Genomic DNA, 13,643 nt, shown 5'->3' with positions numbered 1-13,643 from the left:
TTGCAAGGTGGCCTGTCGTTCTCGTACGGTTGATGTATGACGCAAGCATCCGGGGCGGCCCCCGACCCCACGGCCGAAGAGGTGGCGGACCAGCTGGCCGCCGTGGTGAGCCGGCTGCTGCGGCGGCTGCGTTCCTCCTCGTCGGAGTCGCTGCTGACGCCGACCCAGCGCTCGGTGCTGGCCCGGCTGGACGACGGGGGCGCCGCGACCACCGCGGACCTGGCCCGCGCCGAATTCGTGCGCCCGCAGTCCATGCGGCTGACCCTGGGTGCGCTGGAGGCGCAAGGGCTCGTCGAGCGGGCGCCGGACCCGGCCGACGGGCGGAAGTCGGTCATGTCGGTCACGGACGCCGGGCGCACCGCACTCGCCCGGGTCCGGGCCGCCAAGCGGAACTGGCTGGCCGAGGCCGTCGCCGCCGAGCTGGACGGGCACGAGCGGCGCACGGTCGCCGAGGCCGTGGCCCTGATCGAACGCCTGGTCGGTTCGTGACCGTTCGCGAGGCGCTTTCCGGGGCGGTCCGCGCGGCGGCCCGCCCGGACCGGACGGCGGCCGGCCCCGGTTTCAGTGCCCGGCTCACCGCACCGCTGCTGCTCGGCTCGCTGCTCAACCCGCTGAACACCACCATGATCTCCACCGCGCTGGTGGCGATCGGGCACCACTTCTCCGTCGGCGCCGCCGACACCGCCTGGCTGATCTCCGTCCTCTACCTCGCCAGCGCCGTCGCCCAGCCCGTCCTGGGCCGGCTGGCCGACGTCCTCGGTCCGCGCCGGGTCTTCCTCGCCGGACTCGTCGTGGTCGTCGCCTCCGGCCTGGTCGGCGCCTTCGCGCAGGGTTTCGGCCAGCTGCTCGTGTCGCGGCTGCTGCTCGGCGTCGGTACGTCGGCGGCCTACCCGGCCGCGATGGCGGTGCTGCGCGACGAATCGGCCCGGATCGGGCGGGCGGTCCCGCGCCCGGTGCTGGCCCGGCTCTCCTTCGCCGCGCTCGGCAGCGCGGCGGTCGGGCCGACGCTCGGCGGGCTGCTGGTCATGACCGCCGGCTGGCGCGGGATCTTCGCCGTCAACGTGCCGGTGGCGCTGATCGCCCTCGGTGCGGCCCTGCTCTGGATTCCCGCCGACCCGCCCCGTGCCCGCGCGACCGCCGGCCCGGCGCCCCGGCTGGGGCTCGACCCGCTCGGCATCGGCCTGTTCGCGGGCGCGCTCACCGTCCTGGCCTTCTTCCTGCTCGACCTCGCGCACCCCGTGTGGTGGCTGCTCGCACCGTTCGCCGCGCTGGGCGCCGCCCTCGTGCGGTGGCAGCTGCGGGCCCCCGCCCCCTTCCTGGACCTGCGGATGCTCGCGGGCAACGGCGCGCTCTCGCGTACGTACCTCCGGCACGGCGTCAGCTATCTGCTCATCTACTGCGTGATGTACGGATACACCCAGTGGCTGGAGGAGGCCCGGGGCTACTCGTCCGGGCACACCGGGCTCCTGATGCTGCCGATGTCCGTCGCGGCGCTGGTGTGCTCGCTGCTCGGCGCCCGTACGAAGGGCATCCGGGGCCCGCTCGTCCTGGCCGGCGTCCTGCTCACCGCCGGAGCCGGGATGCTGTTCCTGCTGTCCGGCGACGCCCCGGTCGCCCTCCTGCTGCTCGCCGGCGCCTGCTTCGGCATCCCGCAGGGGCTGATCGGGACCAGCAACCAGGCGGCCGTGCAGGCCTACGCGCCGCCCGCCTCCGTCGGCTCGGCCGCCGGCCTCCAGCGCACCGCCCAGTACACGGGGGCGATCACCGCCTCCGGCCTCATCGCCCTGGCCTACGGGCAGTCGGCCGGCGACCGGGGGCTGCACCTGATGGCCGCCGTCGCCGCGGTCCTGGGCGTCCTGCTCATCGTCCTCACCGTCACCGACCGCGCCCTGCGCGGGCGTACCTGACCCCCTCAAGCACCACCCCAAGGAGCACCACCATGACCGCCACCGTCCTCGACCCCCGCACCGCGCTGATCGTCGTAGACCTCCAGAAGGGCATCACCGCCCTGCCCACCGCCCACCCCTCCGCCGACGTCATCGCGAACGCCGCGACCCTCGCCGACGCCTTCCGGGCCAAGGGCCTGCCCGTCGTCCTCGTCCGCGTCACCGGCGGCGCCCCCGGCCGCACCGAGGGCCCGGCCCGGTCCGGGAAGCCGGCCGCCGACTGGGCCGAGATCGTCCCCGAGCTGGGCCCGCGCGAGGGCGACGTCGTCGTCACCAAGCAGCAGTGGGGCGCCTTCTACGGCACCGACCTCGACCTCCAGCTCCGCCGCAGGGGCGTCACCCAGGTCGTGGTGGCCGGCATCGCGACCAGCATCGGTGTCGAGTCCACCGCCCGCTCCGCGCACGAGCACGGCTACCACGTCACCCTCGCCACGGACGCGATGACCGACATGAGCGGCGAGGCCCACGACAACAGCGTGCGGCTGATCTTCCCGCGCCTCGGCGAGACCGGCACGACCGACGAGATCGTCAAGCTCCTGGGCTGACCAGGCCGGTACCGGAAGGAGCGTCGCGGCCCACCCGGGCCGCGGCGCTCCGCCGTACGGGTGGGCTTCGGGGCGGACGCGCCGTGTCGGTGCGGCGTTCCCGCGCGTGGGCGTTTTCAGTGGAGGGGCGGAACCAGTGTGATCAACTGCAAATGCCACCAAAAACGCTCAATCAGGCCCATTCCCGGTGCGGACCGGGCCGTCCCCGGAGGTATCAGCCATGTCCCACGTCGGCGTCCCGCGCGGGACGGCCCGGAAGAGGCGCATCCCCGCCCTCCTCACCGCAGGCGTCCTCACCCTCCCCGTGCTGGCCGGATGCAGCTCGGACGGGGACGAGACCGCGGCCGTCGCCGCCGTACCGCAGGACGTGGCCCGCGCCGCCCGCGCCCAGGTCGCCGACGGGGGCAAGGTCACCTGGGCGATCGACGCGCTGCCCGCCACCTTCAACGCCTTCCAGGCGGACGCCGACAGCGCCACCACCCGGATCACCGGCGCCCTGCTGCCGACCCTCTTCCCGCTCGACGCGCAGGGCCGGCCGCAGCTCAACCCGGACTACCTCGAATCGGCGGAGGTGACCGAGACCGAGCCCCGCCAGGTCGTCGTCTACCGGCTCAACCAGCAGGCCGTCTGGAGCGACGGCCGGGGGATCGGCGCCCCGGACTTCGTCGCCCAGTGGCGGGCCCTGAGCGGCAAGGACTCCGCGTTCTGGACCGCCCGCAACGCCGGGTACGAACGCATCGAGAAGATCGAGCGCGGCCACGACGACCTGGAGGTCAAGGTCACCTTCGCCAAGCCGTACGCGGACTGGCGCTCGCTGTTCTCGCCGCTCTACCCGAAGCAGGTGACGGGCTCCCCGGACGCCTTCAACGACGGCGCGCGCACCACCCTCAAGGCGACCGCCGGCCCGTTCCGGCTGCGCGAGGTGGACAAGAAGGCCGGGTCCGTCACGCTGACCCGCGACCCGCGCTGGTGGGGCGGCCGGGCCAAGCTGGACTCGCTGGTCTTCAAGGCCGTCGAGCCCGGGGACCGCACCGAGGCACTGGCCGAGGGCGCCGTCGACGTCGCCGACATCGACCCCACCACCGCCCACCGCATCGCCCAGGCGGCTCGCGAGGGCGCGGCCGGCGCACCGCCCGCCCACGGCCCCGGCGCCGCCCGGAGCCCGGCGGACGCCCTGCGCTCCTGGGCCGTGGCGCACGGCACCGACGAGGAGGCGGCCGAGGAGGAGCAGGAGGCGCGGGACGACAAGGCCAGGGCCGCCGAGGCGTACGCCACCGAGCAGAGCGGGCTGCGCGCGTACGTGGTCCGCAAATCACTGGAGCCCGCGTACACCCAGCTCGCGCTGAACGGCGAGACCGGGCCGCTCGCCGACGACCGGGTGCGCCGGGCGGTGGCCCGCGCCCTGGACCGCCAGGAGCTCGCCGACACCGTGCTGGGGCCGCTCGGACTGCCCGCGCAACCGCTCGGCAGCCATCTCGCCGTCGCCGGGCAGCCCGCGTACCGGGACGGCAGTGACGCGCTCGGCAAGCAGGACACCGAGAAGGCGCAGGCACTGCTCGCCGACGCGGGCTGGACGCGCGAGGGCGCCCTGAGCCGGAGCGACGGCACCAAGGCCGGCAGCGAGGGCGAGAAGCAGGAGAAGGACGGGGCGAAGAAGGACGCGGAGAAGAAGGAGGGGAGCGCCGGCAAGGACGCGGACGACGGCAAGGCGGACCGCGCGGCCCCGGGCGAACCCGGCGACGACGGCCTCTACATCGTGGGCGACGACGAAAAGCCCGGCGACACCCGGGCCCTCGCCCCGGCCCCCGACGCCGCCGCGCAGAGCGCCGCCCTGCTGCGCCAGGCCGGGCACCTCGGCGCCACCGGCACCTCGGAGGACGCCCCGGACGCGATCCGGGCCCAGGACCGGCAGCCCGGGGGCGCCGCCGGAGCCTATGCCCCGGCGGGTACCGCGGCTCCGGCGCGGGCGGCCGACACCGCGCGCGGTCCGCTGGGCAAGAACGGCAAGCCGCTCAGCCTGCGCTTCGTCCTGCCGTCCGGGCCCGGCTCGGCCGGACTGCGTACCGTCGGCGAGAAGATCGCCGCGATGCTCGACACGATCGGCATCCGCACCGTGATCAGCAAGGTCTCCGACGAGAGCTACTTCCGCGACCACGTGGCCTCCGGCGACTACGACATGGCGCTGTACTCCTGGCCCGCCACCGCCTACCCGGCCACCGACGACCGCCCGATCTTCGCCAAGCCGCTGCCCGCGTCCGACGGCTCGCTGCTCGTCGAGCAGAACTACACCCGCGTCGGCACGGACCACATCGACCAGCTCTTCGACCAGGCGGCCTCGGAGCTGGACGAGAAGGCCGCCCGGGACCTCGTACGGCAGGCCGACGCCCGGATCTGGGCCGCCGCCGGATCGATCCCCCTCTTCCAGCGCCCCCAGCTCGTCGCCACCGGCAAGCAACTCGTGAACGTCGGCGCCTTCGGCCTCGGGGTGCCGCACTACCAGGACATCGGCTACAAGGCCCCGCGGGCGGCGGGTGCTCCGGCTGAGAAGCGCAACTAGGGCCCGCCGACCAGCTCGGAACCGTTGCCCGCCGGTCCGCCGGCGGGCACGGGCATGTCCGCCGGCGGCCCCGGAAACTTGCCGGGGAAGCCGCAGCAGCGCCCGCCCCGTACCATGGGGAGTAGCCGTGGCGCGTCCGCCCGGCGGGCGTACGAGGACTCAAGACCGACCCAGGCGCCTGAATCCCCGATCCGAGAGAAGCGCAAGCCACACATGCCCACGCGCCACGACATCCGTAACGTAGCCATCGTCGCCCACGTCGACCACGGCAAGACGACCATCGTCGACGCCATGCTCAAGCAGGCCGGCTCGTTCGCCGCGCACGCCGCAGAGTCGCTCGACGACCGCATGATGGACTCGAACGACCTGGAGCGTGAGAAGGGCATCACGATCCTGGCCAAGAACACGGCCGTGAAGTACCACCCCAAGGATGGCGGCGACGTCATCACCATCAACATCATCGACACCCCCGGCCACGCCGACTTCGGTGGCGAGGTCGAGCGCGGCCTGTCGATGGTGGACGCGGTCGTGCTCCTGGTCGACGCCTCCGAGGGCCCGCTTCCGCAGACCCGCTTCGTGCTGCGCAAGGCGCTCCAGCAGCGCCTGCCCGTCATCCTGTGCATCAACAAGACGGACCGCCCGGACTCCCGCATCGACGAGGTCGTCAACGAGACCTACGACCTCTTCCTCGACCTGGACGCGGACGAGGAGCAGATCGAGTTCCCGATCGTCTACGCGTGCGGCCGTGACGGCATCGCCTCGCTGACCAAGCCGGAGGACGGCACGGTCCCGGCGGACTCCACCAACCTGGAGCCGTTCTTCTCTGCGATCCTGGAGCACGTCCCGGCCCCGACGTACGAGGAGGGCGCGCCGCTCCAGGCCCACGTCACCAACCTCGACGCCGACAACTTCCTCGGCCGCATCGCGCTCCTCCGCGTCGAGCAGGGCGAGCTGCGCAAGGGCCAGACGGTCGCCTGGATCAAGCGCGACGGCTCCATCCAGAACGTGCGCATCACCGAGCTGATGATGACCGAGGCGCTCACCCGCAAGCCCGCCGAGGTGGCCGGCCCCGGTGACATCTGCGCCGTCGCCGGTATCCCGGAGATCATGATCGGCGAGACGCTGGCCGACCCGGAGAACCCGGTCGCGCTGCCCCTGATCACGGTCGACGAGCCCGCGATCTCCATGACCATCGGCACCAACACCTCGCCGCTGGTCGGCCGGGGCGGCACCGGCAAGGGCGCGGACGCCAAGGCCGCGGTCAAGGACCGCAAGGTCACCGCCCGCCAGGTCAAGGACCGCCTGGACCGCGAGCTGATCGGCAACGTCTCGCTCCGCGTCCTGGACACCGAGCGCCCCGACGCCTGGGAGGTGCAGGGCCGCGGTGAGCTGGCGCTGGCCATCCTGGTCGAGCAGATGCGCCGCGAGGGCTTCGAGATGACCATCGGCAAGCCCCAGGTGGTCACCAAGGACGTCGAGGGCAAGACGTACGAGCCCGTCGAGCGCATGACGATCGACGTGCCCGAGGAGCACATGGGCGCCGTCACGCAGCTCATGGGCGTCCGCAAGGGCCGCATGGACAACATGTCGAACCACGGCTCCGGCTGGGTCCGCATGGAGTTCGTCGTCCCGTCCCGCGGCCTCATCGGCTTCCGTACGGAGTTCCTGACGAACACCCGCGGTACGGGTATCGCGCACTCCATCCACGAGGGCCACGAGCCGTGGTTCGGCACCCTGACGACCCGTAACAACGGCTCGCTGGTCGCCGACCGCGCCGGTGCCGTCACCGCCTTCGCGATGACGAACCTTCAGGAGCGCGGCGTGCTGTTCACCGACCCCGGCACCGAGGTGTACGAGGGCATGATCGTCGGCGAGAACTCGCGCTCCGACGACATGGACGTGAACATCACCAAGGAGAAGAAGCTCACGAACATGCGGTCCTCGTCGGCCGACTCGTTCGAGGCGATCGTCCCGCCGCGCAAGCTCTCGCTGGAGCAGTCCCTGGAGTTCTGCCGCGACGACGAGTGCGTCGAGGTCACCCCGGAGGCCGTCCGCATCCGCAAGGTCGTTCTCGACCAGCGGGAGCGCAGCCGCACCGCCTCGCGCGCCAAGCACGGCTGAGCCGCATCCGGTAGGCCGTTTTCGGCCGACGATCCGTCAGCACCAGGCATTGCCGAAGCCCAGGGCCCTCACAGACACTGTGGGGGCCCTGGGCCTTGGTCAACCGGTTTTAGGCTTGCGCGTCCAGCATCTGAGACAAAAACGTCCGATTATCGGAGGTTGCTCTCCGAAACGTGTGTTAACAGTCCGTTTCGGGGGTGTCTGTCTGGGATCACTTTGTCCGGATTTTGGTCCACGCAAGGGCCGGATGTTGTCAAACCGAGACCCTTTAAGTGTGGTTTACGGCCCTGTCGTACTTAATAGTTGGCTCCATTGAGCTCGGGTCAATGGGTCACGCACTGTGGGGAGTGCGCCGACTCACGAGCACACTAAGGGCACTGAACGATCACCGTCAGGGGTGTCGGTGTATCGACCCAGTGCCCTTCTTGTAGTCAAAAGTGGACTCATGAGGAGGAAACCCATGCGTGGTGCCAAGAGCGCCAAGTGGGTCGCGGGAGCGGCCATCATCGCCCTGGCTGCGACTGCCTGCGGTGGCGGCAACGACGATGCCGACAAGGGCAGCAAGACCGCCAAGGGCGCTGTGAACCCGGACGGCTTCTTCTCCGTCGAGGTCGGTGAGCCGCAGAACCCGCTGCAGCCGGCCAACACGATGGAGTCGAACGGCAGCATCGTCACCGACGCGATCTTCTCGCAGCTGGTGGACTACGACGCCTCCGGCAAGCTTGAGATGATCAACGCCGAGTCCGTCGACACCAAGGACTCCAAGCTCTGGACGGTCAAGCTCAAGAAGGACTGGAAGTTCCACGACGGCACCCCCGTCACGGCCGAGTCCTACATCAAGGCCTGGAACTGGGCCGCCAACATCAAGAACAACCAGACCAACGCGTCCTGGTTCGGCGACATCAAGGGCTTCGAGGACGTTCACCCGTCCGACGCGAAGGCCAAGCCGAAGTCGGACACCATGTCCGGTCTGAAGAAGGTGGACGACTACACGTTCACCATCGAGCTCAACGCCCCGCTGCCGTACTTCTCGTACAAGCTCGGCTACACGGTCTTCTCCCCGCTGCCCGAGTCCTTCTACGCGGACCCGAAGGCCGCCGGCGAGAAGCCGGTCGGCAACGGCGCGTACAAGTTCGTCAGCTGGGACCACAAGAAGCAGATCAAGGTCGAGCGCAACGACGACTACAAGGGTCTTGACAAGGCGAAGAACGGCGGTGTGATCTTCAAGAACTACACCACCCTGGAGACCGCCTACGAGGACCTGAAGTCGGGCAACGTCGACGTGCTCCGCCAGATCGGCCCGAAGGACCTCCCGGTCTACCGGTCCGACCTCGGTGACCGCGCCGTGGACAAGGCGTACTCCGCGATCCAGACGATCGCCGTCGCCTTCTACACCGACCAGTGGAAGAACATCGACCCGAAGGTCCTCCAGGGCCTGTCGATGGGCATCGACCGCGACACCATCACCAAGACCGTGCTCCAGGGCACCCGCGAGCCCGCCACCGGCTGGGTCGCCAAGGGCGTGCTCGGCTACCAGCCGAACGCCACCGGCGACATCACCAAGTACGACCCCGCCAAGGCCAAGAAGCTCATCAAGGACGGCGGCGGCGTCCCGGGCAACAAGATCTCGATCCAGTTCAACGCCGACGGCGGCCACAAGGAATGGGTCGAGGCGGTCTGCAACAGCATCACGCAGTCGACCGGCGTCAAGTGCACCGGTGACTCGAAGGCCGACTTCCAGGCCGACACCAACGCGCGTGACGACAAGCAGGTCAAGTCCCTGTACCGCTCCGGCTGGGTGCTCGACTACCCGGTGAACGCCAACTTCATCTCGGACCTGTTCCGTACCGGCGCCGCGGGCAACCAGGGCGACTTCTCGAACAAGGGCCTGGACGCGGAGATCAAGAAGGCCGACTCCGCCGCCTCCCTCGAGGACTCCGTCGCCGCGTACCAGAAGATCGAGAAGGAGCTGGTGAACTACATGCCCTCCATCCCGCTCTGGTACTACAAGGTCAACGCCGGCTACTCGGAGAAGGTCCAGAACGTCGACTACGCCCAGGATGGCGACCCGATCCTGACGCAGATCGAAGTCAAGAAGTAACCACACCGACGTAGTCCGCGCGCACGCGCGGGACCGCAGAAGAACGGTCCCGCGCCTGCCGCTCGCAGTGGCCGGGGGGCCCTTCCACGCAACCGACCCACCCTCAGGGGCAGTCGGCGCGGGGGAGGGCCCGTCGGCTGCCGCCGCCTATTACATGGAGGCATGATGGGGCGCTATGTCGCACGACGACTGCTCCAGATGATCCCGGTCTTTCTCGGGACAACGCTGCTGATCTTCCTGATGGTCTACACGCTGCCCGGCGACCCCGTGCGCGGGCTCTTCGGGGACAAGGGGGCCGACCCGGCCACTCTGGAAGCGATGCGGCACAAGCTCGGACTGGACCAGCCGATTCTGGTGCAGTACTGGGAATACATGAAGGGCATGCTCTTCCACCTGGACTTCGGTGACCAGATAGCCAGCGGGCGCCCCGTCACCGACGTGCTCGGCGACGCCTTCCCGGTGACGCTGCGACTGGCGAGCATGGCGTTCGTCATCGAGATCATCCTCGGCATCGGCCTCGGCATGATCGCGGGCCTGCGCGCCGGCCGGCTGGCCGACAACGCGGTCCTGATCCTCACGCTGCTGATCATCTCGATCCCCGTCTTCGTGCTGGCGCACATCGTGAAGTCCGTCTTCGCCGACCAGCTCGGGCTGATCTCGCCCAACGTCTCGAACGAGGCGACCTGGAGCGAGCTGCTGACCCCGGCCATCGTGCTCGGTTCGCTCTCCCTCGCGTACGTGGCACGACTGACCCGTACGACGATGGCCGAGAACCTGCGGTCCGACTACATGCGCACGGCCGTCGCCAAGGGACTTCCCAAGCGCCGCATCATCGGTGTGCACCTGATGCGCAACTCGATGATCCCCGTCGTCACCTTCCTGGGCACCGACCTGGGCGCCCTGATGGGCGGTGCGGTCGTCACCGAGTCCGTCTTCAACGTCAAGGGCATCGGCGGCACCATCGTCGAGTCGATCACCCGGCGTGAAGGCACCACCCTGGTGGGCCTCGTCACCATCCTGGTGCTCGTCTACCTGTTCATGACCCTGATCGTCGACCTGCTGTACGCGGTCCTGGACCCGAGGATCCGTTATGCCTGACGTGACCAAGACCGCACCCGCGCCCGAGGACGTCCACGGTCCCGTGACGGACCCGACCTCCGTCGTGAAGGCCGCCAAGGCGCGCAGCCTGTGGGGCGACGCCTGGGCCGACCTGCGCCGCAATCCGTACTTCCTGGTGTCGTCCGTCCTCATCGTCATCCTCCTGGTGATAGCCGTCTTCCCCGGCCTGTTCACCGGGGCCTCGGCGACCCACGCGGACCTCGGGAAGCACTTCCTGAAGAAGCCGGAGCTGAGCAAGATCGGCTCGGAGGGCTGGCTCGGCTACGACGGGCAGGGCCGCAGCGTCTACGCCCGCGTCATCTACGGCACCCGCGCCTCGATCACCGTCGGCGTGTGCGTCACCGTGCTGGTGACCCTGTTCGGCGGCCTCATCGGCATGCTGTCCGGGTTCTTCGGCGGCTGGGTGGACGCCGTCCTCTCCGGCTTCACCAACATCTTCCTCGGCCTGCCCTTCCTGCTCGGCGCGATGGTCGTGCTCCAGTCGTTCAGCGAGCGCAAGGTGTGGGTCGTCGTCCTCGCCCTGGCGTTCCTGGGCTGGACGCAGATCGCCCGTGTCATGCGAGGCGCAGTGATCACCGCCAAGGCGGCCGACTACGTACAAGCGGCGCGGGCGCTCGGCGCGAGCACCAGCCGGATCATGTTCCGGCACATCCTGCCGAACGTGATGGCGCCGGTGATCGTCGTCGCCACCATCTCGCTGGGCGTGTACATCTCGGCCGAGGCGACCCTGTCGTACCTGGGTCTCGGCCTCGCCGACCCGACCATCTCGTGGGGCATCGACATCTCGACCGGCTCGAACCAGATCCGGGTGGCGCAGCACATCCTGATCTACCCGTCGATCATGCTCAGCATCACCGTTCTGGCGTTCATCATGCTCGGCGAAGCCGTCCGCAACGCCCTCGATCCGAAGTCGCGATAGGAGGGCGAACGTGGCCACCATCAACAAGACCGCCGAAGTCCCGTCCGCACGACGGGGGGACGACCACGTCGGCCCCCTGCTCGAAGTCCGTGACCTGCACGTGGAGTTCCACACCCGCGACGGTGTGGCCAAGGCGGTCAACGGGGTCAACTACAGCGTGGACGCCGGCGAGACCCTCGCCGTCCTCGGTGAGTCCGGCTCCGGCAAGTCCGTGACGGCGCAGGCCATCATGGGCATCCTCGACATGCCGCCCGGCAAGATCCCCCAGGGCGAGATCTTCTTCCGCGGCCAGGACATGCTCAAGATGTCCCAGGAGGAGCGCCGGCAGATCCGCGGCCAGAAGATCGCCATGATCTTCCAGGACGCGCTGTCCTCGCTGAACCCGGTCCTCACCGTCGGCTACCAGCTCGGCGAGATGTTCCGGGTCCACCAGGGCCTGTCCAAGAAGGAAGCCCGCGCCAAGGCCATCGAGCTGATGGACCAGGTGAAGATCCCGGCCGCCGCGGCCCGGGTCTCGGACTACCCGCACCAGTTCTCCGGCGGTATGCGCCAGCGCATCATGATCGCGATGGCGCTCGCCCTGGAACCGGACCTGATCATCGCGGACGAGCCGACCACCGCGCTCGACGTGACCGTCCAGGCCCAGGTGATGGACCTGCTCGCGGAGCTCCAGCGCGAGTACAACATGGGCCTGATCCTGATCACCCACGACCTGGGTGTCGTGGCGGACGTCGCCGACAAGATCGCCGTGATGTACGCGGGCCGGATCGTCGAGACCGCCCCGGTGCACGAGATCTACAAGCGCCCCGCGCACCCGTACACCAAGGGTCTGCTGGCCTCGATCCCGCGCCTGGACCAGAAGGGCCAGGAGCTCTTCGCGATCAAGGGCCTGCCGCCCAACCTGCTGCACGTGCCGTCGGGCTGCGCCTTCAACCCGCGCTGCACCATGGCCCAGGACATCTGCCGTTCGGACATCCCGCCGCTGCACGCGGTGACGGAGCAGGACGGCACCGAGCTGGCCGGCCGCCGCAGCGCCTGTCACTTCTGGAAGGAGACGATCCATGGCTGACATCTCGAAGGAGTCCGTGGACGCCACCCCCAACGTCTCCGACGTGGAGGCCGTCGACGCGGCGACCGAGGCGGAGGCCGTAGCCGCCATCGACGCGCCCGTGTCGCAGGGGGAGCCGATCCTCCAGGTGCGCAACCTCGTCAAGCACTTCCCGCTGACGCAGGGCATCCTGTTCCAGAAGCAGGTCGGCGCGGTCAAGGCCGTCGACGGCATCTCGTTCGACCTGTACGCGGGCGAGACGCTCGGCATCGTCGGCGAGTCCGGCTGCGGCAAGTCCACCGTGGCCAAGCTGCTGATGTCGCTGGAGCGGGCCACCGCCGGCGAGGTCTTCTACAAGGGCCAGGACATCACCAAGCTGTCCGGCCGCGCCCTGAAGGCCGTCCGGCGCAACATCCAGATGGTGTTCCAGGACCCGTACACCTCGCTCAACCCCCGTATGACGGTGGGCGACATCATCGGCGAGACGTACGAGATCCACCCGGAGGTGGCTCCCAAGGGCGACCGTCGGCGCAGGGTCCAGGAGCTGCTGGACGTCGTCGGGCTCAACCCGGAGTACATCAACCGCTACCCGCACCAGTTCTCCGGCGGCCAGCGCCAGCGCATCGGCATCGCCCGCGGCCTCGCGCTCAACCCGGAGATCATCATCTGCGACGAGCCGGTCTCCGCGCTCGACGTGTCGGTGCAGGCGCAGGTCGTCAACCTGATGGAGAAGCTCCAGGACGAGTTCAACCTCTCCTACCTCTTCATCGCGCACGACCTGTCGATCGTCCGGCACATCTCCGACCGGGTCGGCGTCATGTACCTCGGCAAGATGGCCGAGATCGGTACGGACGTCCAGATCTACGACCACCCGACGCACCCCTACACCCAGGCGCTGCTGTCGGCGGTCCCGGTCCCCGACCCGGAGGCCCGCGACGGCCGCGAGCGGATCATCCTCTCCGGTGACGTCCCGTCGCCGGCCAACCCGCCCTCGGGCTGCCGCTTCCGCACCCGCTGCTGGAAGGCCCAGGACAAGTGCGCCACCGAGGTGCCGCTCCTCGCGGTCCCCGAGCGCTTCAAGGCCTCGAAGACGCCGGCCGCCCACGAGTCGGCCTGCCACTTCGCGGAGGAGAAGGACGTGGTGCACGCGGCCTCGTAACCCGCCGCGCGCGACGAAAGGCGCCCCGGAACCGATCGGTTCCGGGGCGCCTTTCCCGTGTACCGGGAACCGGGCTCGCAGGGTGCTCGGGTCAATGGGCCGTTGCGTGCTCGGTTCCCCCGGCCGGA

10 protein-coding genes are annotated in these 13,643 nt (G+C 69.7%); all 10 read left to right on the top strand.

Annotation, left to right across the window (positions count from 1 at the left end):
• The first annotated feature begins 36 nt into the window (after positions 1 to 36).
• The 10 genes from ACFUJY_RS07820 to ACFUJY_RS07775 all read left to right on the top strand — a co-directional run bounded on the left by ACFUJY_RS07820 (position 37) and on the right by ACFUJY_RS07775 (position 13,515).
• Positions 37 to 489, top strand: a complete 453-nt coding sequence (locus ACFUJY_RS07820; protein WP_383296029.1) for a MarR family winged helix-turn-helix transcriptional regulator — start codon at positions 37 to 39, stop codon at positions 487 to 489.
• On the top strand, positions 486 to 1,907 hold the full coding sequence (locus ACFUJY_RS07815; protein WP_383296026.1) for an MFS transporter: 1,422 nt from the start codon (positions 486 to 488) through the stop codon (positions 1,905 to 1,907). Before ACFUJY_RS07820 ends, ACFUJY_RS07815 begins: the two co-directional genes overlap by 4 nt.
• A gap of 32 nt (positions 1,908 to 1,939) precedes the next feature.
• The gene (locus tag ACFUJY_RS07810) at positions 1,940 to 2,491 is read left to right on the top strand and encodes an isochorismatase family protein (protein ID WP_383296024.1); all 552 of its coding nucleotides are present in this window, start codon (positions 1,940 to 1,942) and stop codon (positions 2,489 to 2,491) included.
• A gap of 220 nt (positions 2,492 to 2,711) precedes the next feature.
• A complete protein-coding gene (locus tag ACFUJY_RS07805; RefSeq protein WP_383296022.1) occupies positions 2,712 to 5,048 on the top strand; it encodes an ABC transporter family substrate-binding protein in 2,337 nt (778 codons plus the stop codon).
• Positions 5,049 to 5,261: 213 nt separating this feature from the next.
• Positions 5,262 to 7,169: a translational GTPase TypA gene (gene typA, locus ACFUJY_RS07800; protein WP_383296019.1), complete on the top strand. Its 1,908-nt coding sequence runs from the start codon at positions 5,262 to 5,264 to the stop codon at positions 7,167 to 7,169.
• 460 nt (positions 7,170 to 7,629) lie between these two features.
• Entirely contained in the window at positions 7,630 to 9,270 is a 1,641-nt protein-coding gene (locus tag ACFUJY_RS07795; RefSeq protein ID WP_383296016.1) for an ABC transporter substrate-binding protein, read from the top strand.
• A 165-nt stretch (positions 9,271 to 9,435) separates the two neighbouring features.
• Entirely contained in the window at positions 9,436 to 10,368 is a 933-nt protein-coding gene (locus ACFUJY_RS07790) for an ABC transporter permease (protein ID WP_383296484.1), read from the top strand.
• On the top strand, positions 10,361 to 11,308 hold the full coding sequence (locus ACFUJY_RS07785) for an ABC transporter permease (RefSeq protein ID WP_383296014.1): 948 nt from the start codon (positions 10,361 to 10,363) through the stop codon (positions 11,306 to 11,308). Before ACFUJY_RS07790 ends, ACFUJY_RS07785 begins: the two co-directional genes overlap by 8 nt.
• Positions 11,309 to 11,318: 10 nt before the next feature.
• Positions 11,319 to 12,377, top strand: a complete 1,059-nt coding sequence (locus tag ACFUJY_RS07780) for an ABC transporter ATP-binding protein (protein ID WP_383296012.1) — start codon at positions 11,319 to 11,321, stop codon at positions 12,375 to 12,377.
• Positions 12,370 to 13,515 (top strand): ABC transporter ATP-binding protein, encoded by a 1,146-nt coding sequence (locus ACFUJY_RS07775; protein ID WP_383296009.1) that lies wholly within the window; start codon positions 12,370 to 12,372, stop codon positions 13,513 to 13,515. The genes ACFUJY_RS07780 and ACFUJY_RS07775 overlap by 8 nt, the downstream gene beginning before the upstream one ends.
• Positions 13,516 to 13,643 lie beyond the last annotated feature (128 nt).

Source organism: Streptomyces sp. NPDC057249 (assembly GCF_042669245.1).
In the GTDB taxonomy this organism is placed as follows: domain Bacteria; phylum Actinomycetota; class Actinomycetes; order Streptomycetales; family Streptomycetaceae; genus Streptomyces.
This window is presented reverse-complemented; position numbering and strand designations above follow the sequence as displayed.